Raw genomic sequence first — 25,333 nt, forward strand, 5'->3', positions numbered from 1 at the left:
ATTGTCTTGATATTTTGCCGCATATCGCAGTTAAATTCACTGCGCAATTCGCACTAAAGTAGAAAATCACTACAGCAACGGATCAGGAGACAGGTCATGGACGTTATCGTACTCGGAAGCGGTGTCATCGGAACCTCCACCGCGTACTATCTCGCCCGCAACGGCGCCCGCGTCACCGTGCTGGAGCGCCAACCCGGCCCCGCACTGGAGACCAGCTACGCCAACGCCGGCCAGGTCTCGCCGGGCTACTCCACGCCGTGGGCCGCGCCCGGCATCCCGCTCAAGGCCATGAAGTGGCTGTTCCAGCGCCATGCGCCACTGGCCATCCGCCCCGACGGCACGCGCTTCCAGCTCGAATGGATGATGGCCATGCTGCGCAACTGCGCCGCCGACCGCTACACCGTCAACAAGTCGCGCATGATGCGCCTGGCCGAATACAGCCGCGACTGCCTGCGCGCGCTGCGCGTCGACACCGGCCTCGACTACGAAAGCCGCACCCGCGGCACCTTGCAGCTGTTCCGCAGCCAGGCCCAGGTCGACGCCGCCAAGCGCGACATCGAGGTGCTGACGGATTTCGGCGTGCCTTTCGAATTGCTCGACCGCGACCAGATCGCTGGCGCCGAACCGGCGCTGGCGCACGCCCGCGACAAGCTCGCCGGCGGCCTGCGCCTGCCCAATGACGAGACCGGCGACTGCCACCTGTTCACCCGTCGCCTGGCCGAGATGGCCACCGAATTGGGCGTGGACTTCCGCTTCGGCCAGGCGGTCGACGGCCTGATCGTCGACAACGGCCGCATCGGCGGCGTGCGCGTCGGCGACGAAGTGCTGCGTGCCGACCGCTATGTGCTGGCCTTCGGCAGCTACAGCCGCGACTTCCTCGCCCCGCTCGGCCTCAAGCTGCCGGTGTATCCGGTCAAGGGCTACTCGCTGACGATTCCGATGACCAACGCCGAGGCCGCACCGGTGTCCACCGTGCTCGACGAAACCTACAAGGTCGCCCTCACCCGCTTCGACGACCGCATCCGGGTCGGCGGCATGGCCGAGCTGGCCGGCTTCGATCTGTCGCTCAACCCGCGCCGCCGCCAGACCCTGGAGATGGTGGTGAACGACCTCTTCCCGGGCAGCGGCGACGTGCCGGCCGCCGAGTTCTGGACCGGCCTGCGCCCGATGACGCCCGACAGCACGCCGATCGTCGGCGCCACCGACTACCCCAACCTCTACCTCAACACCGGCCACGGCACCCTGGGCTGGACGATGGCCTGCGGATCGGGCAAGCTCGTGGCCGATCTGGTCGCCGACCGCCCGGCCGACATCTCGACCGACGGGCTGTCGCTCGACCGCTACCGCACATCCGCCGCCGCGCAGCGCGCCCCGCGCCTGCAAGGTGCCCACCGGAGCGCCGCTTGAGCCGTCCCGCCGCAGCCCGCATCAACCTCGCCGCCCTGCGCCACAACTATCGCCTGGCCCGCACCCGCCATGGCGGGCGGGCGCTGGCGGTGATCAAGGCCAATGCCTACGGCCATGGCGCCGTCGCCTGCGCCCGCGCCCTGGCCGGTGAGGCCGATGCCTTTGCCGTCGCCATCGTCGAAGAAGCGCTTGAGCTGCGCGAGGCCGGCATCACCCAGCCGATCCTGGTGCTCGAAGGCGCCTTCGGCCCCGACGACCTGATCCACGCCAGCACCCACGATCTGTGGATGGTGGTGCACCAGGCCGAGCAGATCGACATGCTGGCGGCCCACCATGCGGCGCGGCCGCTCACCGTGTGGCTCAAGATGGACAGCGGCATGCGCCGCGCCGGCCTGATGCCGGCCGACTATGCCGCCGCCCACGCCCGCCTGAGCGCGATGCCGCAGGTCGGCCAGATCGTGCTGATGACCCACTTCGCCCGTGCCGACGAGCCCGACGCGGCCGCCACCGCCGAACAGATCGCCGTCTTCGACCGCGCCACCGCCGGCCTGCCCGGCGCGCGCAGCCTGTGCAACTCGGGCGGCGTACTGGGCTGGCCGGCGGCGTATCGCGACTGGGCCCGCCCCGGCATCCTGCTCTACGGTGCTGACCCGATGCCGAGCGACGATCACGGCCTCACGCCGGTGATGACGCTCGAAAGCGCGATCATGAACGTGCGCAATCTCGCCCCCGGCGAAGCACTGGGCTACGGCGGGCGCTTCGTCGCCGAGGTGCCGACCCGCGTCGGTCTGGTGGCCATGGGCTATGCCGACGGCTACCCGCGCATCGCTCCCACCGGCACGCCGGTGGCGGTCGACGGGCAGCTCACCCGCGTCATCGGCCGCGTCTCGATGGACATGATGACGGTCGACCTCACCGACCTGCCGGGCGCCCACATCGGCAGCCCGGTCGAGCTGTGGGGCCACACCGTGTCGGTGAACACCGTGGCGCAGGCCGCCGGCACCATCGCCTACGAGCTGCTGTGCAACCTCAAACGGGTGCGGCGCGAGTACATCGACACCGCGCCCGCCTGAGCACCGACAGGGCATACCCGTAGGTTGGGTTGAGCGCAGCGAAGCCCAACGTGCAATACCGTGCCATGCTGCAACGCTGCCCGTTGGGCTTCCTGCGTCAGCCCAACCTACGCTCCCGCCACAACACCCTCAGCGGCACAACACCTCGTCGCGAATCGATTCGGCAATCTTCGCCACCTCGCCGATCAGCGCGTCGCTCACGCCCAGTTCGCTGAGCGTGGTGGCCAGGTTCTCGACCACCGCGTCGAAGTGCGTGTCGTTCAACCCGAGCTTGTCCACCAGCGGCTTGTGCGCCTCGCGCATGCCGCGCCCGTTGTAGCCGGGCTGGCCGCCGAAGGCCCAGGTGAGGAAGGTCTTCTGGTGCTGGCGTTGCTTGGCCATGTCGGTGTTCACGAAGAAGTGCTTGATGCGCGGATCGGCCAGCACCTTGTCGTAGAACTTGTCCACGGCGGCATCCACGGCGGGGGCGCCACCAATCTTTTCATACAGGCTCATGGCTACGGTCGTCGTCATTTTTCGGCTCCTTGATTGAATCACGAATACAACTAGGGTTTGACGGTCTGGCTGGCCTGGACCATGTAGTCCACCGCCGCCTTGACGTCGTCATCGGACAGATCGGGATTGGCCCCGCGCGGCGGCATCTCGTCGCCGAGCGGGCCCATGAAGCCCTCCAGCGCATGGCGGTAGAGCACCGCCTTACCCTGGGCCACGCGCGGCGCCCAGGCCTGGGCATCGCCCAGCTGCGGGGCGCCGGTGGCCGGCTCCGCATGGCAGAGCTGGCAGGTGCCCAGCCACACCGCGCGGCCGCGCTCGAAGCCGGCCAGCTCCGGCGGGCGTCCGGCGTGAGCCGAGGCGGCACCGAGCAGGGCCACCGCCAGGCCAAAGGGGGTCTTCAAGCGCATCGCCATCGCCTCACATCGGCAGGCGCAGCACCACACCGCCCATCACGTCGCCCATCTTGAAGTCGGTGCGCGGGCTGTCCTTGTGGTCGTTGTGACAGCTGATGCAGGCCTTGGCCACGGCCTTGTCGGGATACACCGCGGTGAAGTAGGTCTTGCCGCCCAGCGTCTCTTCCTTGTAGAAGGGCTTGCCGGTGGCGGCGATGGCCTTGAGGCCTTCCTTCTCGACCTCGGTCTTGGGCGCGTTCTGCTTGTTCACCGGCCATTCGGAGAGCAGCGCGTAGCTGAAGCCGGCGTTCTTCTCGGCCACCATCTCGGCGCCGAAGCGGAACATCTGGGCCGGCAGCACCAGCGCCTTTTCGTCCTTCCAGTGCTCGCTGGCCTTGATCACCTTCTCCTGGTTCTGCAGACGGTTGACGATCAGCCGGGTGTAGACCGTACGGTCGGATTCCATCACCGCATGCAGCGCATCGGCGATCTGCTGGTAGCTCCAGCCGGCGGCCATCGCCGGCGTGGCACAGCCAAGGCCGACGGCGATGGCCGCGGCACCCAGGGGCAGTTTGAAATGCGTTTTCATGGTCACTTCTCCTTCCAGGGGTTGAAACAAAATCGGGGCAGCGCGCGGGCCGGTCATGAGCGACCATCCTTGTCGGCAGACTCCGCCTGCGTCGCCTTGGCCGCGCGCGCCTCGCCCTCGCGGGCCACGGCCATGTCGATGCTCTTCACATGCCGGGTCGGCGCGTGCGGGAAGTTGTCTGCGCGCAGCACCGGATCGGCAAGCGCGTCGATGGCATAGCCCAGGCCGTGGCAGGCCAGGCACACCTGGCGCGCCATCTTGACCGGCGGGTTGAGACTCTTGCCCTGGGCGTGATCGACCAGGGTGCGGCGCACGAAGTCCGGGGTGTCATGGGCGACCCGTGGCAGATGGCAGGTGGCACAGGTGACCGCCGTCTCGGGCGCCGCCGCCTCGACGGTGCGCGCATGCGGCGAGGCGAAATAGGCGCGGGTGTGGGTATCGTCATGACAACTGGCGCAGGCCTCGACCGCCGCGCGGCGGGTGTCGAAGCGGTGGCCGGCGTGGCAGCTGGTGCAACTCAGCGCCTCGTGCTGGCGCTCGGCCTTCATCGGCCGGCGTGCCTCGGCCGGGGTCATCGCCGGCAGGCCGGCCTTGAGGCGCATGCCGTGCAGGCCGGCAAGAAAGCCCTCGACCTCGGGGCCGTGGCATTGCACACAGGCTTTTTCGGTCGGCTTCTCGACCCAGGTCGCCGTGGCCACATCGCTGCCGTGCTGCGCTGCCGGCACATGGCAGGCGCTGCAATTGACGCCCGACCGGGCATGCGCGGAGGCGGCCCAGTCTTCATGCACTGTGTCGGCGGCCGGCAGGGCGGTGCCGGCGTCGGCATCGGCACGCGCCAGCTCGACCGGCGGATACGTCTCGCTGGGGTAGTCGCCCAGCTCTTCGATGACCTCGCGCAGGTTGCGCGCCAGCACCTTCGGCTCGTCCTGCATCCGCCCCACCCCGGCATGGCGGACCAGGAAGTCTTCATACAGCGCGGTGTTGTCGTGGTAGTTGTGGCAGCCGGCGTCGGTACAGCTGGTGAAGGCCATGCCCTGGTGGCTGGGGCGCTCCTTGGCGACGTCCTTGTGGCAGATCACGCAGTAGTCCTGCGGCAGCGTGACGCCGGCGCCGCGGGTGATGCCCGGCTTGTGCTCGACATGGCAGGTGACGCAGTAGGTAGCGTCGAGCAAGGCGGCGCGGTCGGCGTTGCGCGGGTCGGTGAATTTGGCGCGCGGGTGACTGTCGTCGACCGCCTTGAGGTCCTTGGCATGGCAGGACTCGCACTTTGCCTGCACGTCGTCACGGCTCGGGAAGGCGCCGGCATGGCAGGCCGTACAGGCCAGCTCGATCTGGTAGTGGCCGTGGCTGGTCTGCCCGGGCAGCAGCCATGATCGCAGCACCAGGTCGGCCTTGCCGGGGCGCGGGTTGCCGAGGCTGTCGAGGCCGGCATACACGGCACCGGCAACGACGAAGGAGATCGCCAGCCACAGGCCCCACCAGCGCAGATTGGTCTTCTTCTTCATCGGCGCCTCAGAAGTAGTAAGCCTTGAGGATGTGCACGCCGAGCAGCACCGGCAGCGGCCACAGGGCGAGGATGTGCACCCAGGTGGCGCCGCGCTGCAGGCGCCGCACCCGCGCCGGCGGCAAGTCCTGCTGGCGCGACACCACCAGCGCGATCGCCGCGCCGGAGAGGATCGCCAGCACCGCCATGGCGCTCATCAGCGCATCGAGGCGCACGCCCAGCCGGCCACCGGTGTGCACCCACATCACCGCCACCAGCAGCGCGCCGAGCAAGCCATGCACCACGCGCCAGCCGGCGAAGTCCCACAGCGCGGCCAGCCGCGGCCAGCGCTTGCGCAGGCCGATGACTGCCAGCAGCACCATGGCGCCGAGCGCGGTGTAGCCGGTGGCCTGCTTCCACACGCTGTCGCGCCAGATCACGTCCCAGCGCCAGGCCAGCTCGGCGGTGTCGGGGAAGGGGATGGTGGTCAGCAGATAGACCAGGGCCAGCAGCAGCGCCACCGCGCCGAGGCCGACCAGCGCACGCCAGCCGCGCACCGCCGGCAGCGCGCCGGCATCGGCCAGCTCCGCCAGCAGCGGCCGGCAGCTACCGCACACGCTGCCGGCGCCGGTGTCGGCCCCGAGCGCCTCGACGCTGGCGCAACCGCGTGCCAGCGCGCCCGTCAGCTGCCCGCGCGTCACACCCGTGCAATGGCACACCGTGGCCTCGGCCGGCCACAGGCGTACATCGCCGGCGTCGGCATCCGGCCACAGCTGGCCGATGCGGGCAAAGCGCAGGCGCTGCCAGGGCAGCACCCGGCGACCGCTGCGCACCGCTTCCTGCACCCGCGACATCTCGGCCCACGGCCCGACCGCCTGGGCGCCGACGATGCGGCCCTGGCGGATCAGCACGCGCCGGTAGCCGTCGCCGTCCGGGTCGGCAAAGGCGCTCGCGCGCGCCGTGTCGGCCGGGCCCTGGCGCTCGACCTCGCCGATGCTGAACACCGCGCAGCCCATCACCTTGAGCCGTGTCGCCGCCACGCTGCCGGTATAGACGGCATCGCCGCCGCAGATGCGGTTGGCCGCCACCGCGGCCTGCTCCAGGCCGGGCGCGACCAGCCCATACACCTCGCCGCGATGCTCGGCGCACTCGCCCACCGCATGGATGCGCGGATCGGCGGTGCGGGTGTCGTCCTCGATCTTGATGCCGCGCCCGACCGGCAGGCCGGCACGCAGCGCCAGCTCGATGTTGGGGCGGATACCGGTGGCGACGATCACCGTGTCGCAGGCGATCACCTCGCCGCCACGCAGCAGCACGCCGCTCACCTCGCGCCCGCCCTCGATGCCCTTGACCGCCGCCGACACCCGCGTCTCGATCCCCGCCGCATGCACCGACTGCGCCAGCCAGGCCGCGCCCTCGGCATCGAGCTGGCGCGGCATCAGGCGGTCGGCATGCTCGATGACGATCACCCGGGTGTGGTAGCGGCGCATCGCCCGCGCCGCCTCCAGCCCCAGCAGCCCGCCGCCGATCACCACCGTCACCCGGCTGCGCACGGTGCGCGCCTGCAGGCGCTGCGCGTCGTTCAGGTCGCGGAAGGTGAACACGCCGGGCAGATCGATGCCGGGGATGTCGGGCAGATGCGGGCGCGAACCGGTGGCCAGCACCAGCGCGCCATAGGCCTGGCGCAGGCCCTGCGCATCGATGACCTCGCCCGCGGCCCGATCGATGCGCGCGATGCGGCAACCGAAGCGGGTCGTCACCGCCGCCGGCAGCACCGTCGGCACCGTCAGCGCCTCCCAGCGCACCTCGCCGACCAGCAAGGAGGACAGCTTGATCCGGTTATACGGCGACCACGGCTCCTCGCCATACCAGACGATGGCGCGCCCGGGCGCCTGGGCGCCGATCGCCTGCACCACCCGGTGGCCGGCGGGCCCGCTGCCCACCACCACCACCGGACGCTCCGAAGTCTCTGCCGCTGGTCGCATCGCCTGCCTTCCGCTGATCATCACCCGGGTGCCGGAAACGCAAAAGGCGCCACATCTTCAGGCACGCCGCACAACCGGCCCTGCCTGAAAATGGACGCCTTTGTCCTTGTTCCTGCCTGTCACCCACCGCCATTGGCGGGCTCACCCCACCCGTAGCGAGGGGCGTGCCAGGATCTACAACTTTTTGATTAGTCTTGATTTACTTGCAAAACCCGCCAATCCCAGCGGCTCGACTTGCACTGCTGCAGTGCAGCAAGAGCAGCTCATGCACCATGCCGACGCGCCATATCGCATCCCGACGAATCAGCCGATCTGCAAGCCCTCATCAACCGGACCAAGCCGGCGGAGCTCACGCACAGCCACATGCGAGGTGTTGCGTCTTCAACAAGCGTCGGCACACACAGCAAGCCCGACGCACGCAACCTGCCGGTGGAAGCCACTGAACGTCGCCCCCTTCCGCTCCTGAGGCTACCCGCTGAAACACGGCAACAAAACCGTCACATGATTGCCGTCTGAATCCGCTATCTTCGGCCGGACACAGTGTCTGGCGCCGTGATCGGCCCGCATCGCGGCCGAGCGGCGCCGGGCTTCGATCGCCACGCCCGGGCGGTTCGCTCCGCATGGCAGGCGCGCACCCACCGGAGTCTCATCGTGAGCGAATGCAGCTACAACGTCCTCTTCCTCTGCACGGCCAATTCGGCCCGCAGCATCCTCGCCGAATCGATCATGAACGCCCTGGGCAAGGGGCGCTTCCGTGCGTTCTCGGCCGGCAGCCACCCCGCGGGCGAGGTCAACGCCCTGGTGCTCGACATCCTGCGCCGCAAGAAGCTGCCGACCGACAACCTGCGCAGCAAGAGTTGGGAGGAATTCGCCGGACCGGATGCCCCGCACCTGGATTTCGTGTTCACGGTCTGCGACAAGGCCGCCGGCGAAGTCTGCCCGGTGTGGCCCGGGCAACCGATGACCGCCCACTGGGGCGTCGACGACCCGGCGGCCGTGGCGGGTAACGATGCCGAGCGCGCCGAGGCGGTGAATCACGCCTTCCGGGTGCTGTCGCGGCGGATCGAGATCTTCCTCAACCTGCCGCTGTCCAGGCTCGACGCGATGGCTCTGCAGGACGAACTCGACGACATCGGCCAGTCGGACCGCTGAGCGCCTCCTCAGGCGATCAGGACAGCGCGCCCAGCAGCGACTGGTACTCGGCCTCGATGTCGTCGGCGAGCGAGGCCAGTTGCTCCTCGTCCAGCGGCACAGGGGCGCCTGTCGGCGCCTCGCTGCCGAACAGCCAGCCGGCCGTGCCGCCGGCCAGTGCGTTGGCCACGTAGACGACGTCTTCCAGGGTTTTCAGGCCGCGTTCGAGCGGCCGCGACTGCTCGTGTTCGCGCGTGGCCTGGATGATGGTTTCGGGCAGGCCGAGCGCATGCATCAGCGATTCACCGATGCTTTCGTGCCACTGGGCGATGAGGTGTTTGACCGAGTCGGGGCGGATGCGCAGCTCTTCGTACTGGGTGGCGCGATAGAGCATGTAGAAGGCGCCCAGGTCGTGCACCAGGCCGGCCATCATGGCCTCTTCGCGGTTGACCCGGGTCAGCCGGCCGGCAATGACGCGGGCGGTGGCGGCGGTGCGCAGGGTGTGCAGCCACAGCGCCTTGGGCAGTTCGCCGAAGCACAGCAGCCCCTTGGAGCGCAGGAGCTGATCCATGGCGGTGGAGATCGCGATCGTCCGCGTGGCCTCGACACCGATGCGGGTCACGGCGGTCTCGATATCGGTGATGGCACGCCCTGAAGGATTGAGCGCCGCCGAGTTGGCGACGCGCAACACCTTGGCGAGCACCAGCGGTTCCATGCCGATGAGGCCAGCCACACGGCGCAGGGATACGCCCGGATCGCGCAGGGCGTCGCGGATCATCAAGGCGGCGTCGAAACAGGTGGGGAAGGAGACGTCGCGGGAGGAGAGCTCTTCGGCGATATCCTCGAGCATCCGAAAGCGTTGCGCCCGCAGCGCCATGTCTTTCTTGTCGACGGCGGGATCATCCGGGAGAGCGTGGGTCATGAGGTCTACCTGTCCAGGCGGGCGGGGCCGGAGGCGATTTTCGCACAGTCCCGCCTACTTCGTGCCGTGGCGCCCGCATGGCCCTCTCTTGCGCTGCGTCAAACCGCCGCGCCTCCCCAGCGGCGATACTTCAGCGATCCCTGATTGACAGTTCTGCCATGCCATTGCGTCCGCTCCGCCTTGCCCTGTTTGCGTTGTGCCTGCCCACGCTGGCCGTCGCCGCCGAGCCCGATCTCGACAACGGCCGCGCCGTCAACGGCACCTGTGCGGCCTGCCATGGCGAGAACGGCCAGGGCGGCAAGCAGGGCGAATACCCGCGCATCGCCGGGCAGAGCGCCAAGTTCATCGAATTCACGCTGAAGAGCTTCCGCGCCCGCGAGCGCATCAACCTGCCGATGTTCCCCTACACCCAGGAGCGCGAGCTGCCGGACGAGGACATCCGCGACATCGCCGCCTACCTGTCGGCCATCGAGCTGCCGACCAAGCCGCCCAAGTTCAAGGACGACGACGACGCGCTGACCCGCCTCACCGCCATGCAGAAGGTGATGATCATCCCGCGCGTCGAGGGCGACATCGCGGCCGGCGGCGCGATCTACCAAGACCGCTGCACCACTTGCCACGGCAACGACGGGCGCGGCAAGCGGATCGTGCCGATGCTCGCCGGCCAATACACCAACTACCTGATGCGCCAGATGGAGCAGTTCCGCGAAGGCGTGCGCCCGCATGATGAAGAGCAGCCCGGCGAAGGCGTGCTGAAGGACCTCAAACCCGCCGACCTGCAGAACATCCTGGCCTACCTCACCACCTTGCAGAATCTCGAGGACAAGCAATGAAAACCGCCATCCATGTCGTCATCCTGCTCGCCCTGTCGGCCCTGTTCGCCGTCCTGCCCGCCCGCGCCGCCGATGCCGGCACCGGGCTGATCACCGAATTGGGCGACGCCAACGGCATCGCCCTGGCCTGCAAGCAGGCGGCCAACATGTCGGCGATCAAATCGCTGATGATCAACACCGTGCCCAAGACCCGCGCCAACGGCGAGCTGTTCGAGCACGCCACCAGCGAAAGCTTTCTGCGCCAGGGCAGCGCGGCATGCCCGTCGAGCGACGCGCTGTCCGCCCGCGTGACCGAGCTCGAAGCCCGGCTCAAAGCGCAGTTCAAGCAAGGCTCATGATCCGCGCGCTTGGCCGCTTCGCGCTTACCGCCCTGCTCGCGCTCGGCGCCTCGGCCGTGCCGGCCGCCGATGCCACTACCGACGACACGCCGCTGCGACCGCGCTATCTGCTGATGGACGCCAAGGGGCGGGCGGTCACCAACGAGACCTTTCCCGAGCAGTTCCAGCTGCTCAGCTTCGGCTACACCTTCTGCCCCGACGTGTGCCCCACCACCCTGGCCGAGGTGGCCGAGGTGATGAAGCAGCTCGGCCCGCTGGCCGACCGGGTGCAGCCGGTGTTCATCACCGTCGACCCGGCGCGCGACACCCCGGCCCAGCTGCAGCAGTATGCCGACTTCTTCGATCCGCGCATCATCGGCCTGTCCGGCTCGCCGGCGCTGGTCGAGCGCGTGGCGCAGAACTACAAGGTGCGCTACGAAATCGTGCGCGAACCGGGCGCCGCGCCCGACGCCTATGCGGTGGATCACTCCGCCGGCCTGTACGTGCTCGCCCCCGGCGGCAGCTTCGTCAAGAAGTTCGCCTTCGGCACCCCGGTCAATCAGATCACCGACTCCCTGCGCCAGCTCATCGATCAGGCGCCCGCCCCGCGCCAATGACTGGGCGCGCGTTACAATCGGTCGCGCCCGCCCACCGATACGCCCCCTGCCCATGACCGCCCCCCTGGACGACACTTTCGGTTATCAGAACGTCGTGCCCGCCGAACGGCAGCGCCGTATCCGCCAGGTGTTCAACGCCGTGGCCGGCCGCTACGACCTGATGAACGACATGATGAGCTTCGGCATCCACCGCCTGTGGAAGCGCCGCTTCGTGCGCGACCTGCCGCGCGAGGGGCTGATCGTCGACCTGGCCGGCGGCACTGGCGACGTGGCGCGCCTGATGGCCGACGCACCCGGCCGCACCCTGGTGGTATGCGACCCTAGTCTGGCCATGATGCAGGCCGGCCGGGCCCGCGCCGACGGCCCTGCGCTGCACTGGCTCGGCGGCGAAGCCGAGCGCCTGCCCTTTGCCGACGGCAGCGTGCGCGCGCTCACCGTCGCCTTCGGCCTGCGCAACGCCACGCAGCTGGCTGCCGCACTGGCCGAGATCCACCGTGTGCTGGCCCCGGGCGGGCAGTTCGCCTGCCTCGAGTTCTCGCGTCCGCAGTGGTGGCTCAAGCCCTTCTACGACGCCTACTCCTTCCTCGTCATCCCGCGCCTCGGCGCCTGGGTGGCCAAGGCCCCGGCGGCCTACCAATACCTGGTCGAATCGATCCGCCGCTTCCCCGACCAGCGCGCCTTCGCGCAGATGGTGCGCGACGCCGGTTTCGACACGGTGCGCTGGCGCAATGTCTCCTTCGGCATCGCCTGCATCCACACCGCCACCAAAGCGACACGGGAGGCGGCATGAACCTGCGCTCCGGCACCCGTCTGGCCGATACTGGCCGGCGCGGCCTCAAGCTCGGCCTGTGGTGGATGGCGATCCGCCCGCGCACCCTGTCGCTGTCGGCAATTCCGGTGGTGGCCGGCAGTGCGCTGGCCTGGCACGAGGGCGCCGGCGTGGCCTGGCTGCCGCTCGTCGTCGCGCTGCTGTGCGCCCTGCTCATCCAGGCCGGCACCAACCTGTTCAACGACGTGGGCGACGCGCTGCGCGGCAACGACGGCCCGACCCGCCTCGGCCCGGCCCGCGTCACTGCCGCCGGGCTGGCCACCCCCGGCCAGGTGCGCCGCGCCGCGCTGGCCACCTTCCTCGCCGCGCTGCTCGGCGGCCTCTACCTGGTGGTGGTCGGCGGCTGGCCGATCCTGGCCATCGGGCTGGCCTCGCTGGCTGCCGGCTGGGCCTACTCGGGCGGGCCGCGGCCGCTGTCCTACACCGCCTGGGGCGAAGTCTTCGTGATGGCCTTCTTCGGCCTGGTGGCCGTGGCCGGCAGCCACTACCTGCAAAGCGGCGCCTTCACCGGCTCGGCCCTGTGGCTGGGGCTGGCGTTGGGCTGCCATGCCGCCGCCGTGCTGCTGGTCAACAACGTGCGCGACCTCGAAGCCGACCGCCGCGCCGGGCGCCGCACCCTGGCCTCGGTGCTCGGCACGCGCCACGCTCGCAGCCTGTATGCCGCCCTGATGCTGGCGCCCTTCCCCCTGCTCACGCAGCCGCTCGGCATCGCCGGCATGGGAGCCGGCTGGCTGGCGCTGCCGGTGTGCCTGTGGCTGGCGCTGCGCTTTCGCCACCAGCCGCCCGGCGCGCAGATGAACCATCAACTGGCGCGCACCGCCCAGGCCCAGCTGCTGCTCGGTGCCCTGTTGTGCGTCGCCCTGCTCTGGTAGCGCCGCGATGATCAAACTCCTGCTGCCCCTCGGCCTCGCCTTCATCATGTTCAGCCTCGGCCTGGGGCTGCGCCTGGCCGACTTCCGGCGCGTGCTGCGCCGCCCCGATGCGCTCGCCCTCGGCCTGCTGGCGCAGGTCGTGCTGCTGCCTACTACCGCCTGGCTGATCGCCACCGGCCTGTCGCTGGCGCCCGAGGCGGCGGTCGGGCTGATGATCCTCGCCGCCTGCCCGGGCGGCGTCACCGCCGGCATGGTCACGCATCTGGCGCGCGGCGAAACCGCGCTGTCGATCAGCCTCACCGCGCTCACCAGCATGGTGGCCTTCATCAGCGTGCCGCTGATCGTCGGCGGCAGCCTGCTGCTGTTCATGGGCGACACCTCCACGGTGCGCCTGCCGGTCGGCCAGACCGCCGGCGGCCTGTTCCTGATCACCCTGCTGCCGGTCGGCCTCGGCCTGTGGCTGAACGAGACCGGGCGCATCGGCGCACGCCATGCGGCCCTCGTGCACCGCGTGGCGACCGGCCTGTTCCTGCTCATCGTGCTATTCACCTTTGCCAGCCAGTGGCCGGCCATGGCGCGCCATTTCCCCAGCGTCGGCCCCGCCGCCCTGTTGCTGAATCTGCTGACCATGGCCACCGGCGCCGCCCTCGGCGCACTGGTGCGGCTCGATGGCGCCGGGCGTGTCGCCCTGGCCATGGAATGTGGCATGCAGAACAGCGCGCTGGGCATCACCCTGGCGGTGAGCCTGCTGGGCGCCCCGGCGCTCGCCGTGCCGGCAGTGATCTACGCCTTCCTGATGAACATCACCGCCTTCGCCGTCATCGCCGTGCGCCGCGCGCGCCACGCCACGGCGCACGGCTGAGGCGCTCAGGCCATCGCCAGCAGGCTGACGCCGGCGAGCATCAACACGGCGCCGAGCAGACGGGTGGGCGTCAGCGCCTCGCGCAGCACCCGCGCCCCGATCACCACGCCGATCAGCATCGACATCTCGCGCAGCGGTGCCACGTAACTCAGGGGTGCCATCGTCATGGCCTGCAGCACCAGCAGATAAGCCAGCGGCGAACACACCCCGATCACCAGCACATGGCGCCGGCTGTCGCGCCAGCAGGCACGCAAGGCCGAGGGCGCACGCAGCACGCCGGGCGCCAGCATCAGCGTTCGGGCCAGCAGGCCGAGGCAGTAGTAGAGCGCCACCGGCACCCCGATATGGGTCACCGCCCAGGCATCGGTCAGGGTGTAGCCGGCGATGAACACGCCGGTCAGCGCGCCCCAGCGCACCCCCACCGCCGCCGCCTGGCCACGCGCCAGCACGGCCCGGCCGCCACCCAGCAGGAACAGGCCCAGCACGATGCTGGCAATGCCCAGCGCGCCCAGCGCCGACGGACGCTCGCCGAACAGCAGCAGCGCACCGAGCACCGCGAACAGCGGGCCGGTGCCGCGTGCGGTGGGATAGACCACGGAAAATTCGCTGTCGCGATAGCCGCGCAGCAAGGCCAGGTTGTAGCCGATATGGATCAACGCGCTGGCACCGATCGCCGCCCAACCGAGCAGGCTCACCGGCTGCCAACTGACCACCGCCAGCGGCGCGGTGACCGCCACGCTGACCGCGTTGAAGGCCCAGATGAAAGCCGTGCCGCCACCGGCCTGTTTGGCCGACAGGTTCCACACCGCATGCAGCAGCGCGCCGGCCACCACCAGCAACAAGGCATCGAACGGCACACACACTCCTCGGGCGGAAAACCCCGCCATGATGCCGCCACGCCCGGCATCGCGCCAGCGCGCGGCGGCGCGGGTAGAATCGCGCCTTTTCCCGCCTTGCCGCCGCCATGCCCTGCGCCATCGACGTCACCATTCTCACCGACGACCGCTATGTGAGGCCCGACCCGGCCGACTGGTACCAGCAGCAGATCGCCACCGAAGACGGCCTGGTGGCCGATGCACTGAGCGCACGCGGGCTGACCGTGGCACGGCGCAGTTGGTCGGATCCGGCGGTGGACTGGCGCGACACCCGCTGCGCGCTGTTTCGCAGCACCTGGGATTACTTCGACCGCTTCGCCGAATTCAGCGCCTGGTTCGAGTGCGTATCGGATCAGACCCGGCTGTTCAACGACGCCGCCACCCTGCGCTGGAACATGGACAAGCGCTACCTGGCCGAGCTGGCCCGCGCCGGCGTGGCCAGCGTGCCGACGGTGTATGCCGAGCGCGGCAGCCGCGCCACGCTGGCCGGCCTCCTCGCCGAGCAGGGCTGGACAGAGGCCGTCTTCAAGCCAGTGGTGTCGGGCGCCGCACGCCTCACCTACCGGATCGACACCACCACGGCCGCTGCACATGAAGCCCGCTTCGCCGAATGCGTGGCCGCCGAGGCGATGATGGTGCAGGCCTTCGAGCCGGCCATCGTGACCAGCGGCGAGCTGTCGCTGATCGTCATCGACGGGCGCACCACCCATGCGATCCGAAAGACCGCCAAGGCCGGCGATTTTCGCGTGCAAGACGACCACGGCGGCACCGTGCATGCCCACACCCCCGCCGCCGACGAGCGCGCCTTCGCCGAAGCGGCAGTACGCGCCTGCCCCACGCTGCCGCTCTACGCCCGAGTGGATTTCGTCCGCCGCGGGCCGGGCGACTTCCGCCTGATGGAGCTGGAACTGGTCGAGCCCGAACTGTTCTTCCGCTTCGCCCCCGCGGCCGCCGACACGCTCGCCGATGCGCTGGTGCGGCGGCTGGCGGGGTGAGGCAATAGTCCGCTTATCCGACACCGCAAAAGGTGAGGCGATACAAAAGCTGCGTCACAGAAGACGAACCGCTTGGAGGGGGAAGCGAGGGGTCTGGCGGTCAGCAAGCGGCCAGGAGTGGACGTCCGATGTAGGGCGGATCAGCGAAGCGTCATCCGCCGAACGCCCCCGCTCCAATCACCTCATGCGGTGGAGGGCACTTCACTTTTCCGTGCTACGCGGACAGGGAGTTTTCCCCTTTTAAGAGCAGCAGTCGCTCCGGTTGTGGAATCAGTTCATCAAGCAACTCTTTCGCCGCGTAGTGTGCGTCCAGATAAAGAGAGGGGTGTCCCCGTACGGTCAAGGTTGCGATGGCGCTCATGCATGGTCTAGCCATGCCTAGCCATCCTTGGAACGCTTTTTCGTCAAAGGTCGGAAAATGGGCTAAGGCATGTATGCCTTCCATGTGAGCCAATGAAGCAGAATGACTAAATTTGCATAGAGCCACGTAAGTTGAGCGGAGTTGATTGAGGTGGACATTCCGCCCGCCGGCGAAGGGCTCCGTTGCTCGAGCAATGTCAAATAGACCGGAGATGCTTGTGGTTGTTAGCGCCAAGTTGTCGAACGGACCAGCTGCGAATCGAAGAAAGTTCTCAATGCTGCTGCGGAGGGCCATATGCCCTGGCTTGTATGCTCCGTGAAGACAACAGAAAAATCCGCTCCCGGTATCGGATATCGCCTCGCGGAGGTGAGAAAGCTCGGGGTCTTTAGCGCCGATCGATCTGCCAAAGTGCATGAGGCTGCCCTTTGTAGCCTCATCCAAACAAATAGCCCAGAGCTGAAGAAACGGCAGGAAAGCTTTATGCGCCGACTTAACTGTGGCTAACTGCTGGGCAGTAGTTACAACTTGGCCGAGTGTGTAGCTGTTCAAGAAGTCCTTGAGTAGTTCAAAGTCTGCGTCGATTGCCCTCGCCATTTAGCCCTGCTCACGAAGTAGCTCTTGGAGCGTTTCGTTCCAAGAGAAGCTTCCTGTTCTCTTTCTCTCTGCCATCTGGGCGAGCTTGTCTTTATTCTCGACTAGATTTTCGAGTGCTTGTACGAGCATGCTTAGTTCGTTGTCGTCTAGCGTGTCGGTCTCGCAGACGACCTTTCCTATGATCTCGTACCGAGAACGCTTTTCCGTTCGGCTCATTTCAAGCTTGAGTGCGGCATTCGCGAAATCCGCGATGTCGTCATTCTGAGGGAATAGCTCCTTATCCTGAAAAAGCTTCGGAAGAACACCAATAAGAAACTGCTTGTTGGGATTGGAAGACTGGTACGTGCTTGCGACCGAAGGAGCGAAGTCTTCGCGAGTAAGCGAACTGCGTAGCAGATCAGCGGCCGCCCGTAACTGTTTAATATCCAGTTTTTGGATCGTCCAAACTAGATCATCGATGGCCATCGACGTCTTACGTAACTGTGGCAATGCCATGCGAGAAGCATCATTACTGCTTGTTTTCTTAGAGGCCATCAATGTCATCCATGAATTTATTTACTAAACCGGTCAGACCCGCACGAAGGTTGAAATCATCCATTTTCAGAATAAATGGCTGCGTAAGCTGCTGCTTTACTAACGCAGAGCGCTTTGGCAAGTATTCGTCGATTACGTAGCTTTTCCAGTACTTGTTGCTGGCGAGGTTCGCCTTTGCGGTGCTGTAGACCACGCTGTCCGGGCGTTCAACCATGGTCAGAACCACACCCAAGCATTTTAGCTTTAGGCCGTAGCTTTTTCGCCGACGGTCTATGATAGACCATAACAAATCGATCCCGATTAGCGAGAGCGGGTCGGGCTTGACCGGAATGATGTAATAATCTGACGCTATGAGGGCACTGGTCATCCAAACCGACGGCGTGGGCGGAGTGTCCACAATGGCGTAATCAAAGCCTGCTGGTTCGAGATTCTGCTCAATGAATCGTTGAATCGCGAATTCTCTGCCTTCACCGTTGGTCATTTCGAGTCGGTAGAGATCAATGTTACCCGGGAGAGCCCAAAGCAAATCCTTCTTTTGTAGGACTATTTCGCTCAATTCTTTCGGCTCTGACGTCGTTGCGCCTCCCACGACACTTGCAATTGGCTTGATACCTGAGTCAAAGAGGTCTAATACGGTATCAGCGCCATTCTTCAGGAGGCCCACGTACTCCGAGCCGCTGAAAAGACATTGCGTTGCATTGAACTGGGGGTCGACGTCGATGACTGCCACTTTCTTGTCATGAGTACGGGCAAGGCAATCAGCGACGTTTAGTGCGAGAGTGGTCTTGCCAACGCCCCCCTTCATGTTCACAAAGCTGATGGTCTTCATTTTCATCCTTCGGATGGGTTCCGCCCTGTCGATGTGAACTGGGGGCTATGTACGTAAATAGCCGGAAGCGTACTTCCAAAAAATACTGATGACAACATTGCCTTATATACGGCTTCGGGTCGATCTCTGCCATTCGCCAAAGCGAGCGAGGGAGAGCCCGACAGGGAGCCAGCTCGCCGACCGGACGCCGCGTGAAAGCCGCAGCGGGTTGCGCAGTTGGCACGAAACCCATCCCGCCTCCACCGCCAGCAAGCGTAGGTTGGGCTGACGAAGGAAGCCCAACACTCATCGCTCGATGTCTGCACTTCCGATGTTGGGCTTCGCTGCGCTCAGCCCAACCTACATGATGCTGTCGACCTCAGCCGACCGACCGCAACGGGGCGACTTCCACCTCCCCACACCACTCGACCATCAAGCACGAAGAGCGGCTGCGTCAGTTCCTGTCGGGCAAGCTCAAGTAGCCGCGGCGGCCGGTGCCGGATGGTGCACCGGTAGCCAGATGCGGAATTCGCTGCCCTCGCCCACGGTGCTGTCGACCGTGATGCGCCCGCCGTGGCGCTCGATGATGCTGTAGGACACCGACAGGCCGAGACCGGTGCCGGTGCCCACCGGCTTGGTGGTGTAGAAGGGGTCGAAGATGCGCTTCTTGACCTCCGGCGGGATGCCCACGCCGGTGTCGCGCACCGCCACGAACACGCCGTCGCCCTCGGTGCCGGTGGTGATGGTGACGGTGCCGCGCTCGGCGATGGCCTGGGCGGCATTGACCACCAGGTTCATGAACACCTGGTTGATCTGCGAGGCGACGCACTCGACCTCGGGCAACTCGCCGTAGTGCTTGACCACCTCGGCCTTGTACTTGATCTCGTTGGCCACCACGTTGAGCGTGGTGTCGAGGCAATGGTGCAGGTCGGCCCAGGCCGCCTCGCTCTCGCCCATGCGCGAGAAGTCCTTGAGGTCTTGCACGATCCGCTTCACCCGATCGAGGCCTTCGCGGCTTTCGGTCACCAGCGCGACCAGATCCTCGCGCAGGTAGGCCAGGTCGACCCCGTCGATCTGCGCCTCGACGGCCGAGCGCTGGGCGTCCGGCAGCTGGGCGTGCACTCCGGTGTAGGCGTCGAGCACCCCCATCAGTTCATCGACATAGCTGGCCAGCGTGCCGAGGTTGGAATTGACGAAGCCGATGGGGTTGTTGATCTCGTGCGCCACGCCGGCGGCCAGCTGGCCGATGGAGGCCAGCTTTTCGGATTGCAGCAGTTGGTTGTGCGCCGATTCGAGTTCGCGGATGAGCTTGCGCTGCTCGGCCTTCTCCTTTTCGATCTCGGCCAGACTGGCGGCCAGCTCCTGGTGGGCGACCGCGGTGTCGGTCACGTCCTGCACCGTCACGCACACCTGCTCGACCTCGCCGGCCTCGTTCTTGACCGGCAGGAAGGTGCAGTTCTGGCGCATCGCGTCCACACCGCCGGTGATCGGCCGGTTGTGATCGAAGCGGAACAGGTAGGGCCGCTGCGTCCACGAGGTGAAGGCGTAATTGCGCAGCGCCTGCACCTGGCGCACCTTGCGCTCCAGCCAGGCACGCGGCAGCTCCGGGAAGCAGTCGAACAGATTGCGCCCGAGCACGTCCGGCGCCGGACGCCGGCTGTGGGTGGCCATGAAATGGTTCCACAGCGTGATGTTGAAGTCGGCGTCCACGACAAAGACGCCGACCTCGACCCGGTCGGCGATGAAATTGCCCAGCGCACCGGAGGTCAGGCTGTCCATGTCAGAGGCTCGCCAGGAAGCGGTCGATGGCGTCGCGCAGCACGAGGATCTGGTCCTCCGGCAACAGCATCACCAGATGGCAGGCAAAGGAGCGCTTCTCGAGGCGGAAGTTCACCTCGACGAACAGGGCGCACGGCGAATCCATGCGGCTGACGTCGAGCAGGGTGGCCACCTCGGCTTCGGAGGCCATCAGCGAGGGCGCGGAGAAGCCCATCTCGGCGCTGATCTGTTCGGCCAGCCCGCCCAGGCAGGCGCCGACCAGCACATTGCTCACATCGAGCAGGAGCTCGCGTTCGGCGGCCTCGTCCAGCGAATCGTCGTAGCCCATCAGGTCGGCCAGCTCGCGGCAATGCGCGGCGCCGAACACCACCACCGCCTCGCCGCGCAGGTCGCCATGAAAGCCCTGGCGCACCGCAGTCACCTTCTCGGCGCCGACTATGCGCTCCAGCGCCGCGGGAATCAACGCCGGCTTGAGTACCAGGATGCGCGGCACCGATAGCTGCACGAACTCGCCCAGCACCGCCGCCACCGAGGCGCCGGCCTGGCCCATGCCGATGTTGGTCAGTTCCTGCAGCGCATCGCGCTGATCTTCGGAAAACAGCGCGGTCGTCATAGTGCCACCCCATAGTCGCGCAGGACCACGCCGAGCTTCTCGGCATCGACCGGCTTTTTGACAAAGGCGATCGCCCCCAGCCGCCTGACGCGCTCCTGCGCCTCCGGCTGGATGTCGGCCGACACCACCACCACCAGGCAGTTGAGCCCCTCGGCGCGCAGCGATTCGAGCACCTGGAAGCCGTCCATCTCGGGCATGGTCAGGTCGAGAAACATCACATCGACGTCGCCCTGGCGATAGGCCGCCATGGCCTCGACGCCATTGGACGCCTGCCTGACCTCGACATCCCATGACGCCGGCAAGGAGCGAATGAGCATCTTGCGCGCCATTGCCGAGTCGTCCACCACCAAAACCGTTGATGCCATTCAGTTCTCCTTGGCCCCTGGATCCCATGCCATCTGGCTGGGGCGAAGCACCCCATTGTCTACGGCTCAGACAACGGCGTCCCTCCCGCAGACTTTAACGCCACGGGCGCGGCCACCCGACAGGCGGCTGACCGTCGGTAAGGCCGGCCAGCACCTCGCGCAACACACGCCTCTCCAGCCGGGGCAGATAGCGGCTGCGGTAGAAGCGCCCCTGCGGGCCGAGCCGGAAGGCCTGCCCGGCCGGGGTATAGGCCGGCAGGCAGAGCCCGGTGTCGGCCAGGCCCGACCGCAGCTGCCGCCACACCGGCGCCATGTCGATGGCACCGCGCCGCAGCGCCGGCGGCATGATGAAGACGGTCTTGCCGAGCAGCCCCTGCGCCACCAGTTGCTGCACCTCCCAGCCGGTTTCGCCCTGATCGCTGGGGATCATGATGATCCAGCGGGCCGCATCGATCAGGCGCTGGAACATCGCCTTCCACTCGGCATCGCTCACCGCGATGCGCCCGGCCCCGATGGCCTCGCCCGGCCGACCGAGCGCCACCAGCGGCAAGGCCGGCGCCAGCGCACCGGCCAGCAGACGCTCGAACTCCAGCGTCGGCTCATGGGCGAAATAGCGCGGCAGGATCGGCAGGCCGCGCCAGCGGCGGTTCGTCACGGTGAGCCGGCCGGTGACCGAGAACGGGCGCAGGTACACCGCAAAGTGTGGCGGCGTGTCGCCAGGCGACGCGTTCAGCAAGCGCTGCAACACCCGCGTCGCCCGCGCATCGCGCCGACGCTGCACCCAGCGCCGCCCCAGGGCGGTGAAGCCCTGCCCGAGCACCAGCAAACAGCCGCAGGCGATGGCCGTGGCCGACACCGGCAGGCCGCCGCCCAGATCCTGGCGGGTCAACAGATGCACCGCCACCACCAGCGCTGCCAACAGGTAGCAGTAGTGCGCCAGCACCTTCATGGCCGCCCCCCGCAAGCGTCGACCTCGGGCAAGGGCTGCGCGAGCAGCACCGACGCGTCCCAAGTGCGCAGGCACTGCTCATAGTCCCGTTCGGCCGCCAGACGGGCCAGGATCGCGTCGATCACCGCGGCATGCGCCGGGTCGGTGACGCGCGCACGTGCCGCGGCAAACACGGCCGCCTCGGTCGCCCGGTTCTCGAACCAGGTGCGCGGCACGGCCAGTGGATCGGCCGCCCCGGCCGGCAGAGGCAACACCAGCACGGCCAGCCAGCGCAGGCGCATGCCGGCAAAGCCCATCAAGGCGTGATCCAGCCGATGGTCGATGGTCGCATCGCTCAGTCCGCCCTCGCCAAGCTGCGCCTCCAGCCGCGCCAGATCGCCATCCAGCGCGGCGTCGAGCCGGCGGATCGGCGCCAGCAGCTGCTGACGGTGCGCGGCATAGTGCCGGCGCAGCGCAGCCGCCTGCGCGTCCAGCGCCGATACGCTCAACCCGGGCGCTGCCGCCAGAAAAGCGCGCGCGGCCGGCACCAGCTGGGCTTCCGCCGCCCTGGCGGTGGCCGCCCGCTGCACGCTGAGATCGATCCACGGATCGGCCAGCAGGGCCAACGGCAAGGCCAGATAGGCCACCAGCTGACCGCTCTGGCGCATGAGCCCGGCCCCGCTGCGCCCCAACGCCCCCCCGGCGCGCAACGCCAGGAAACCGACACCGGCGCCGCCATGGCGCCACACGGTCAGCAGCCCGTCACGCAGGTCCTCCCCGGCGTGGCGCAAACGCCGCGCCCACGACCCGTGCCCGGCCCCCTCGCCGCGCCGCCGTTCGCGGCGCATGGCGCGCGCCCGGCGCAAGCGACCGATACGCCCCGCCGCCCGCGGCCGGGGGAGCGCCTCCGCCATCGCCCGCCAGCCGCGCCGGCCGGCCTCGCTCAACCCCACCGCCACGGCCACACAACCCGCCGCGCAAACCAACAGGCTCGCGAGGCTGGCGGCCGTGCCCGCCGGGTCCGCCGACAGCCCCGACAGCAACTCGCCCCCGGCCCGCTGCCACACCTCGACGCCCTGACGCCGGTCCGACAGCGCCAGCACGATGCCATCGACCGTCACCAGCGGATGCCACAGCCAATGGCCGAGGGCCGCGGCGACACGCTGCACGCCATCGGCCAGCCCCTCGCCGACGCCGCCCATGCTGTCCCCAAGCGTCGCCGCCCAGGCGGTGGCAGGCAGGCACCAGGGCAGGAGGCGAAAACGGCGCAGGGGCATGGGCAAGGTGGCGGCGCGCGGACGCTCAGCGGCAATGCGCGCCGGAGTGGGCATGCTTGAGCTATAGCCACTGGCCGGGCGCAGATCAAACCGGCTGACAGCCGCAAGCCCCCCTCCCGCCGCCGCAGTGGCATCATGCCGGAAAGGCGATTGGATGCGCCCACCCACGCAGGCATGGTCGCCGCCGACGCCTCCGCCGACGATCCTTGTCAGGCGCGTTGGCCGGCAATCGCACCGGATTTGCGTCCGCGCAAGGCGCGCCCGGGCCAGCGTCGGCAAGCTGGGCGCTTCATCTGCCTTTGCCACTCAAGGAGAACCGATCGATGTCGATGCTGACCCGACTGTGCGGCCTGCTGGCCATCACCGCGGCGCTCGGCCTGCCCATGCTGGCCGGCGCCGCCGACGCCAACCCCGGCGAACACCCCATCCACCAGATTGCCCGCACCGGCACCGGCGCCGAGGTCGCCGCCGCGCTCAAAGCCAACCCCAAGGCACGCGACGCGCGCACCGCGCGCGGCTCCACGCCGCTGCATCTGGCCGCCATGAATTCCGACCTCAGCGCCATGCGTGCGTTGATCGCCGCCGGCGCCGATCCCAACGCCCGCGACGAAGACGGCTCCACCCCGCTGCACATGGCCGCCTACGCCAGCCGCGCCGACAACGCGCAGATCCTGCTCGACGCCGGTGCCGACCCGGTGGCCAAGAACCTCGCCGGCCGCGACCCGGCCGCCATGGGCCGCAAGGTCAAGGCCGACGAAGCGGTCGGCATCATCTCGCTATGGATTCTCAAAGGCTGCCAGGCCGGCAAGCCGTGCTGAAGGAGGCCACCATGAAAGCACTGCTCACCGCCGCCCTGCTCGCCCTGACCGGCACCGCCGCCCATGCCGAGGCCGCGCCGCCCCAGATCGAGATGTACACCCCCACCGTCTGCCTGGCCTGCATCGACTACGCCGAGCACCTGCGTCAGCACGGCTTCAAGGTCACGGTGAACCGACTGCCGATGGACGATCTCGACGCCACCAAGCAGCGCCTGAACGTCCCAGCCGGCTACCGCGCGATCCCCTCGGCCACGGTCGCCGGCTACTTCATCGAAGGCCATGTCCCGGCCGAGGACATCCAGCGCCTGCTCAAGGACAAACCCGACGCCCGCGGCCTGGCCGTGCCCGGCCTGCCGCTCGGCGCGCCCGGCCGCGAGTACTCCAGCCCCACCTGCGAGACCGGCTGCACCACGCTCGACAAGACCAAGGGCACCGAACGCCCGCGGCGCGAGCCGTTCAATACCTTCCTGATCCTCAAGGACGGGGACAGCAAGGTGTGGTGGCGGCACTGAGGGGGTGATGGCGGCACCGGCGCGGCGCCCGGCAGAAGGCCGGCACCCACCCGCGCAGCCGCCTTCATCCGCCGCAGGCGATTGCTCAGACGAAATTGCCTGAATTGTCACATCGGGGCGCAGCCACATTGCGCCTTCGGTGGCTCGACGGACGTGCCTTCGGCGCGCTTGGATTGGCCGGGTCTCGCCCCGGCGGGCGACCTACTTTCTTGCTTGTGCAAGAAAGATAGGCAAAGAAGCACACCCCACTGTCGTGGCCCTTCGGGCTTCCCTCCCTCCGCAAGCACGGGGCGGGCAGCTTCGCAAACTCGCCCTGCGGGCTCAAACAGCGAAGCCGCTTTTTCCGCCCCGTACTTGCTGCGCTCGGCACGACAGAGGGGGATGGGTGCCAGCCGGCAGCAGCGGTGCAGGTTTTTGTAGGGCGGGTTCCAACTCGCCAATGGCCTGCGAACGAATACCAAAGGCGGTTTGAAACCCGCCCTACGCAGCACCAAGCGGGCAATGGCGAAGCCGAGCCCGCGTGCCCTCCCCCTTCTGTGCCGCCGAACGGAGAACGGCGACGGCGGGAATTGTCGTGTCGCTGTTTGAGCCCGCAGGGCGAGTTTGCGACACGACCCGCCGGCGCCGGGCGTAGAGAGGGCACCGGCGAAGCCGGCGGCACAGTCGGGGGTGTACGGTTCACACTCATCGGTAACAAATCGGTTCAAAGACATGGGTAACAACTTCTACCCTGCATGGGAGCGGATAGGAGGGCAGCCCCATGCCTTGGAACGAGGTCAAACCGATGGACCAACGGGTTCTGTTCATAGCCGATCACCTGCGTGATCGCTACAGCTTCGGCGAGCTGTGCTCGCGCTACGGGATCAGCCGCAAGACTGGCTACAAATGGCTTGGGCGCTATCGGCGCGATGGCGTGGAGGGGCTCGAGGAGCGCAGTCGGCGGCCACATCACTGCGCCACCGCCTACCCCTTCGCCGTGCGCCAGGCCGTCATCGAGCTGCGCACCGACGGGGGCGACGTGCTCGGCCCCAAGAAGATCCAGGCCCTGCTGGCACGGCGCTATCCCG

28 protein-coding genes are annotated in these 25,333 nt (G+C 67.8%); 13 read left to right on the top strand and 15 right to left on the bottom strand.

Going from position 1 to position 25,333, the window contains the following annotated elements; all coding sequences use genetic code 11:
* The first annotated feature begins 96 nt into the window (after positions 1 to 96).
* Positions 97 to 1,407 carry a D-amino acid dehydrogenase gene (locus I8J34_RS21270; protein WP_214363648.1) on the top strand — a complete coding sequence of 437 codons (1,311 nt, stop codon included), beginning with the start codon at positions 97 to 99 and terminating at the stop codon, positions 1,405 to 1,407.
* Positions 1,404 to 2,480: an alanine racemase gene (gene alr / locus I8J34_RS21275; protein WP_214363649.1), complete on the top strand. Its 1,077-nt coding sequence runs from the start codon at positions 1,404 to 1,406 to the stop codon at positions 2,478 to 2,480. Before I8J34_RS21270 ends, alr begins: the two co-directional genes overlap by 4 nt.
* Before the next feature lie 129 nt (positions 2,481 to 2,609).
* On the opposite strand, the gene I8J34_RS21280 is transcribed toward alr, so the two are convergent.
* The 5 genes from I8J34_RS21280 to I8J34_RS21300 are packed head-to-tail and all read right to left on the bottom strand — an operon-like array spanning position 2,610 to position 7,424.
* Positions 2,610 to 2,993, bottom strand: coding sequence for a group I truncated hemoglobin (locus I8J34_RS21280; RefSeq protein ID WP_214363650.1), 384 nt, complete (start codon positions 2,991 to 2,993; stop codon positions 2,610 to 2,612).
* Between the two features lie 32 nt (positions 2,994 to 3,025).
* Positions 3,026 to 3,382, bottom strand: coding sequence for a c-type cytochrome (locus I8J34_RS21285; protein ID WP_230411946.1), 357 nt, complete (start codon positions 3,380 to 3,382; stop codon positions 3,026 to 3,028).
* A 10-nt stretch (positions 3,383 to 3,392) separates the two neighbouring features.
* Entirely contained in the window at positions 3,393 to 3,956 is a 564-nt protein-coding gene (locus I8J34_RS21290; protein WP_214363652.1) for a Tll0287-like domain-containing protein, read from the bottom strand.
* Between the two features lie 53 nt (positions 3,957 to 4,009).
* Positions 4,010 to 5,461 carry an ammonia-forming cytochrome c nitrite reductase subunit c552 gene (locus I8J34_RS21295; RefSeq protein WP_214363653.1) on the bottom strand — a complete coding sequence of 484 codons (1,452 nt, stop codon included), beginning with the start codon at positions 5,459 to 5,461 and terminating at the stop codon, positions 4,010 to 4,012.
* 7 nt (positions 5,462 to 5,468) lie between these two features.
* The gene (locus I8J34_RS21300) at positions 5,469 to 7,424 is read right to left on the bottom strand and encodes an FAD-dependent oxidoreductase (protein ID WP_214363654.1); all 1,956 of its coding nucleotides are present in this window, start codon (positions 7,422 to 7,424) and stop codon (positions 5,469 to 5,471) included.
* Positions 7,425 to 8,075: 651 nt separating this feature from the next.
* On the opposite strand from I8J34_RS21300, the gene I8J34_RS21305 reads away from it, so the two are divergent.
* Positions 8,076 to 8,576 (top strand): arsenate reductase ArsC, encoded by a 501-nt coding sequence (locus tag I8J34_RS21305; RefSeq protein WP_431193977.1) that lies wholly within the window; start codon positions 8,076 to 8,078, stop codon positions 8,574 to 8,576.
* Between the two features lie 16 nt (positions 8,577 to 8,592).
* Here the strand turns inward: I8J34_RS21305 and I8J34_RS21310 are convergent, their stop codons facing one another.
* On the bottom strand, positions 8,593 to 9,477 hold the full coding sequence (locus I8J34_RS21310) for an HDOD domain-containing protein (RefSeq protein ID WP_214363655.1): 885 nt from the start codon (positions 9,475 to 9,477) through the stop codon (positions 8,593 to 8,595).
* 158 nt (positions 9,478 to 9,635) lie between these two features.
* Between I8J34_RS21310 and I8J34_RS21315 the strand changes: the two genes are divergently transcribed.
* The 6 genes from I8J34_RS21315 to I8J34_RS21340 are packed head-to-tail and all read left to right on the top strand — an operon-like array spanning position 9,636 to position 13,807.
* Positions 9,636 to 10,310 carry a c-type cytochrome gene (locus I8J34_RS21315; RefSeq protein WP_214363656.1) on the top strand — a complete coding sequence of 225 codons (675 nt, stop codon included), beginning with the start codon at positions 9,636 to 9,638 and terminating at the stop codon, positions 10,308 to 10,310.
* Positions 10,307 to 10,648, top strand: coding sequence for a hypothetical protein (locus I8J34_RS21320; RefSeq protein WP_214363657.1), 342 nt, complete (start codon positions 10,307 to 10,309; stop codon positions 10,646 to 10,648). Before I8J34_RS21315 ends, I8J34_RS21320 begins: the two co-directional genes overlap by 4 nt.
* On the top strand, positions 10,645 to 11,244 hold the full coding sequence (locus tag I8J34_RS21325) for an SCO family protein (RefSeq protein ID WP_214363658.1): 600 nt from the start codon (positions 10,645 to 10,647) through the stop codon (positions 11,242 to 11,244). Before I8J34_RS21320 ends, I8J34_RS21325 begins: the two co-directional genes overlap by 4 nt.
* 52 nt (positions 11,245 to 11,296) lie before the next feature.
* A complete protein-coding gene (locus I8J34_RS21330; RefSeq protein WP_214363659.1) occupies positions 11,297 to 12,034 on the top strand; it encodes a class I SAM-dependent methyltransferase in 738 nt (245 codons plus the stop codon).
* A complete protein-coding gene (locus I8J34_RS21335) occupies positions 12,031 to 12,945 on the top strand; it encodes a 1,4-dihydroxy-2-naphthoate polyprenyltransferase (RefSeq protein WP_214363660.1) in 915 nt (304 codons plus the stop codon). Before I8J34_RS21330 ends, I8J34_RS21335 begins: the two co-directional genes overlap by 4 nt.
* 7 nt (positions 12,946 to 12,952) lie before the next feature.
* On the top strand, positions 12,953 to 13,807 hold the full coding sequence (locus tag I8J34_RS21340) for a bile acid:sodium symporter family protein (RefSeq protein WP_214363661.1): 855 nt from the start codon (positions 12,953 to 12,955) through the stop codon (positions 13,805 to 13,807).
* A 5-nt stretch (positions 13,808 to 13,812) separates the two neighbouring features.
* Here the strand turns inward: I8J34_RS21340 and I8J34_RS21345 are convergent, their stop codons facing one another.
* Complete coding sequence (locus I8J34_RS21345; RefSeq protein ID WP_214363662.1) at positions 13,813 to 14,664, bottom strand: EamA family transporter; 852 nt, start codon at positions 14,662 to 14,664, stop codon at positions 13,813 to 13,815.
* Positions 14,665 to 14,771: 107 nt separating this feature from the next.
* Here I8J34_RS21345 and I8J34_RS21350 point away from each other — a divergent pair, with 107 nt between their 5' ends.
* The gene (locus I8J34_RS21350) at positions 14,772 to 15,677 is read left to right on the top strand and encodes an ATP-grasp domain-containing protein (RefSeq protein WP_214363663.1); all 906 of its coding nucleotides are present in this window, start codon (positions 14,772 to 14,774) and stop codon (positions 15,675 to 15,677) included.
* Between the two features lie 214 nt (positions 15,678 to 15,891).
* Here I8J34_RS21350 and I8J34_RS21355 read toward each other — a convergent pair whose 3' ends face one another.
* The 8 genes from I8J34_RS21355 to I8J34_RS21390 form a co-directional block, all read right to left on the bottom strand.
* Positions 15,892 to 16,632 (bottom strand): hypothetical protein, encoded by a 741-nt coding sequence (locus tag I8J34_RS21355; protein WP_214363664.1) that lies wholly within the window; start codon positions 16,630 to 16,632, stop codon positions 15,892 to 15,894.
* On the bottom strand, positions 16,633 to 17,166 hold the full coding sequence (locus tag I8J34_RS21360) for a hypothetical protein (protein ID WP_214363665.1): 534 nt from the start codon (positions 17,164 to 17,166) through the stop codon (positions 16,633 to 16,635).
* Positions 17,156 to 17,995, bottom strand: coding sequence for a ParA family protein (locus I8J34_RS21365; RefSeq protein ID WP_214363666.1), 840 nt, complete (start codon positions 17,993 to 17,995; stop codon positions 17,156 to 17,158). The genes I8J34_RS21360 and I8J34_RS21365 overlap by 11 nt, the downstream gene beginning before the upstream one ends.
* 453 nt (positions 17,996 to 18,448) lie before the next feature.
* Positions 18,449 to 19,753 carry an ATP-binding protein gene (locus I8J34_RS21370; RefSeq protein WP_214363667.1) on the bottom strand — a complete coding sequence of 435 codons (1,305 nt, stop codon included), beginning with the start codon at positions 19,751 to 19,753 and terminating at the stop codon, positions 18,449 to 18,451.
* A gap of 1 nt (position 19,754) precedes the next feature.
* Complete coding sequence (locus I8J34_RS21375; RefSeq protein ID WP_214363668.1) at positions 19,755 to 20,366, bottom strand: hypothetical protein; 612 nt, start codon at positions 20,364 to 20,366, stop codon at positions 19,755 to 19,757.
* Positions 20,363 to 20,731, bottom strand: coding sequence for a response regulator (locus I8J34_RS21380; RefSeq protein WP_214363669.1), 369 nt, complete (start codon positions 20,729 to 20,731; stop codon positions 20,363 to 20,365). The genes I8J34_RS21375 and I8J34_RS21380 overlap by 4 nt, the downstream gene beginning before the upstream one ends.
* 94 nt (positions 20,732 to 20,825) lie before the next feature.
* A complete protein-coding gene (locus I8J34_RS21385) occupies positions 20,826 to 21,680 on the bottom strand; it encodes a hypothetical protein (protein WP_214363670.1) in 855 nt (284 codons plus the stop codon).
* Complete coding sequence (locus I8J34_RS21390) at positions 21,677 to 22,990, bottom strand: hypothetical protein (RefSeq protein WP_214363671.1); 1,314 nt, start codon at positions 22,988 to 22,990, stop codon at positions 21,677 to 21,679. The genes I8J34_RS21385 and I8J34_RS21390 overlap by 4 nt, the downstream gene beginning before the upstream one ends.
* A gap of 269 nt (positions 22,991 to 23,259) precedes the next feature.
* Here I8J34_RS21390 and I8J34_RS21395 point away from each other — a divergent pair, with 269 nt between their 5' ends.
* The 3 genes from I8J34_RS21395 to I8J34_RS21405 all read left to right on the top strand — a co-directional run.
* On the top strand, positions 23,260 to 23,754 hold the full coding sequence (locus I8J34_RS21395) for an ankyrin repeat domain-containing protein (protein WP_230411947.1): 495 nt from the start codon (positions 23,260 to 23,262) through the stop codon (positions 23,752 to 23,754).
* Positions 23,755 to 23,765: 11 nt separating this feature from the next.
* Positions 23,766 to 24,266: a DUF411 domain-containing protein gene (locus I8J34_RS21400; RefSeq protein ID WP_214363672.1), complete on the top strand. Its 501-nt coding sequence runs from the start codon at positions 23,766 to 23,768 to the stop codon at positions 24,264 to 24,266.
* Positions 24,267 to 25,026: 760 nt separating this feature from the next.
* The coding region (locus I8J34_RS21405; protein WP_214363673.1) for a helix-turn-helix domain-containing protein at positions 25,027 to 25,333 on the top strand (307 nt) is incomplete at its 3' end.

Origin of the sequence: Denitromonas iodatirespirans, from assembly GCF_018524365.1 — a bacterium.
Classification (GTDB): Bacteria; Pseudomonadota; Gammaproteobacteria; order Burkholderiales; family Rhodocyclaceae; genus Nitrogeniibacter; species Nitrogeniibacter iodatirespirans.

Excerpts from the sequence above, each read along its gene's own strand:
- I8J34_RS21375 (WP_214363668.1), bottom strand. The coding sequence starts at position 20,366 with ATGACGACCGCGCTGTTTTCCGAAGATCAGCGCGATGCGCTGCAGGAA.
- I8J34_RS21295 (WP_214363653.1), bottom strand. The coding sequence starts at position 5,461 with ATGAAGAAGAAGACCAATCTGCGCTGGTGGGGCCTGTGGCTGGCGATC.
- I8J34_RS21390 (WP_214363671.1), bottom strand. The coding sequence starts at position 22,990 with ATGCCCACTCCGGCGCGCATTGCCGCTGAGCGTCCGCGCGCCGCCACC.
- I8J34_RS21340 (WP_214363661.1), top strand. The coding sequence starts at position 12,953 with ATGATCAAACTCCTGCTGCCCCTCGGCCTCGCCTTCATCATGTTCAGC.
- I8J34_RS21280 (WP_214363650.1), bottom strand. The coding sequence starts at position 2,993 with ATGACGACGACCGTAGCCATGAGCCTGTATGAAAAGATTGGTGGCGCC.
- I8J34_RS21400 (WP_214363672.1), top strand. The coding sequence starts at position 23,766 with ATGAAAGCACTGCTCACCGCCGCCCTGCTCGCCCTGACCGGCACCGCC.
- I8J34_RS21355 (WP_214363664.1), bottom strand. The coding sequence starts at position 16,632 with ATGGCGAGGGCAATCGACGCAGACTTTGAACTACTCAAGGACTTCTTG.
- I8J34_RS21395 (WP_230411947.1), top strand. The coding sequence starts at position 23,260 with ATGTCGATGCTGACCCGACTGTGCGGCCTGCTGGCCATCACCGCGGCG.
- I8J34_RS21325 (WP_214363658.1), top strand. The coding sequence starts at position 10,645 with ATGATCCGCGCGCTTGGCCGCTTCGCGCTTACCGCCCTGCTCGCGCTC.
- I8J34_RS21310 (WP_214363655.1), bottom strand. The coding sequence starts at position 9,477 with ATGACCCACGCTCTCCCGGATGATCCCGCCGTCGACAAGAAAGACATG.
- I8J34_RS21300 (WP_214363654.1), bottom strand. The coding sequence starts at position 7,424 with ATGCGACCAGCGGCAGAGACTTCGGAGCGTCCGGTGGTGGTGGTGGGC.
- I8J34_RS21385 (WP_214363670.1), bottom strand. The coding sequence starts at position 21,680 with ATGAAGGTGCTGGCGCACTACTGCTACCTGTTGGCAGCGCTGGTGGTG.
- I8J34_RS21270 (WP_214363648.1), top strand. The coding sequence starts at position 97 with ATGGACGTTATCGTACTCGGAAGCGGTGTCATCGGAACCTCCACCGCG.
- I8J34_RS21320 (WP_214363657.1), top strand. The coding sequence starts at position 10,307 with ATGAAAACCGCCATCCATGTCGTCATCCTGCTCGCCCTGTCGGCCCTG.
- I8J34_RS21290 (WP_214363652.1), bottom strand. The coding sequence starts at position 3,956 with ATGAAAACGCATTTCAAACTGCCCCTGGGTGCCGCGGCCATCGCCGTC.
- I8J34_RS21350 (WP_214363663.1), top strand. The coding sequence starts at position 14,772 with ATGCCCTGCGCCATCGACGTCACCATTCTCACCGACGACCGCTATGTG.
- I8J34_RS21315 (WP_214363656.1), top strand. The coding sequence starts at position 9,636 with ATGCCATTGCGTCCGCTCCGCCTTGCCCTGTTTGCGTTGTGCCTGCCC.
- I8J34_RS21360 (WP_214363665.1), bottom strand. The coding sequence starts at position 17,166 with ATGGCCTCTAAGAAAACAAGCAGTAATGATGCTTCTCGCATGGCATTG.
- I8J34_RS21330 (WP_214363659.1), top strand. The coding sequence starts at position 11,297 with ATGACCGCCCCCCTGGACGACACTTTCGGTTATCAGAACGTCGTGCCC.
- I8J34_RS21370 (WP_214363667.1), bottom strand. The coding sequence starts at position 19,753 with ATGGACAGCCTGACCTCCGGTGCGCTGGGCAATTTCATCGCCGACCGG.
- I8J34_RS21365 (WP_214363666.1), bottom strand. The coding sequence starts at position 17,995 with ATGAAGACCATCAGCTTTGTGAACATGAAGGGGGGCGTTGGCAAGACC.
- I8J34_RS21285 (WP_230411946.1), bottom strand. The coding sequence starts at position 3,382 with ATGCGCTTGAAGACCCCCTTTGGCCTGGCGGTGGCCCTGCTCGGTGCC.
- I8J34_RS21380 (WP_214363669.1), bottom strand. The coding sequence starts at position 20,731 with ATGGCATCAACGGTTTTGGTGGTGGACGACTCGGCAATGGCGCGCAAG.
- I8J34_RS21335 (WP_214363660.1), top strand. The coding sequence starts at position 12,031 with ATGAACCTGCGCTCCGGCACCCGTCTGGCCGATACTGGCCGGCGCGGC.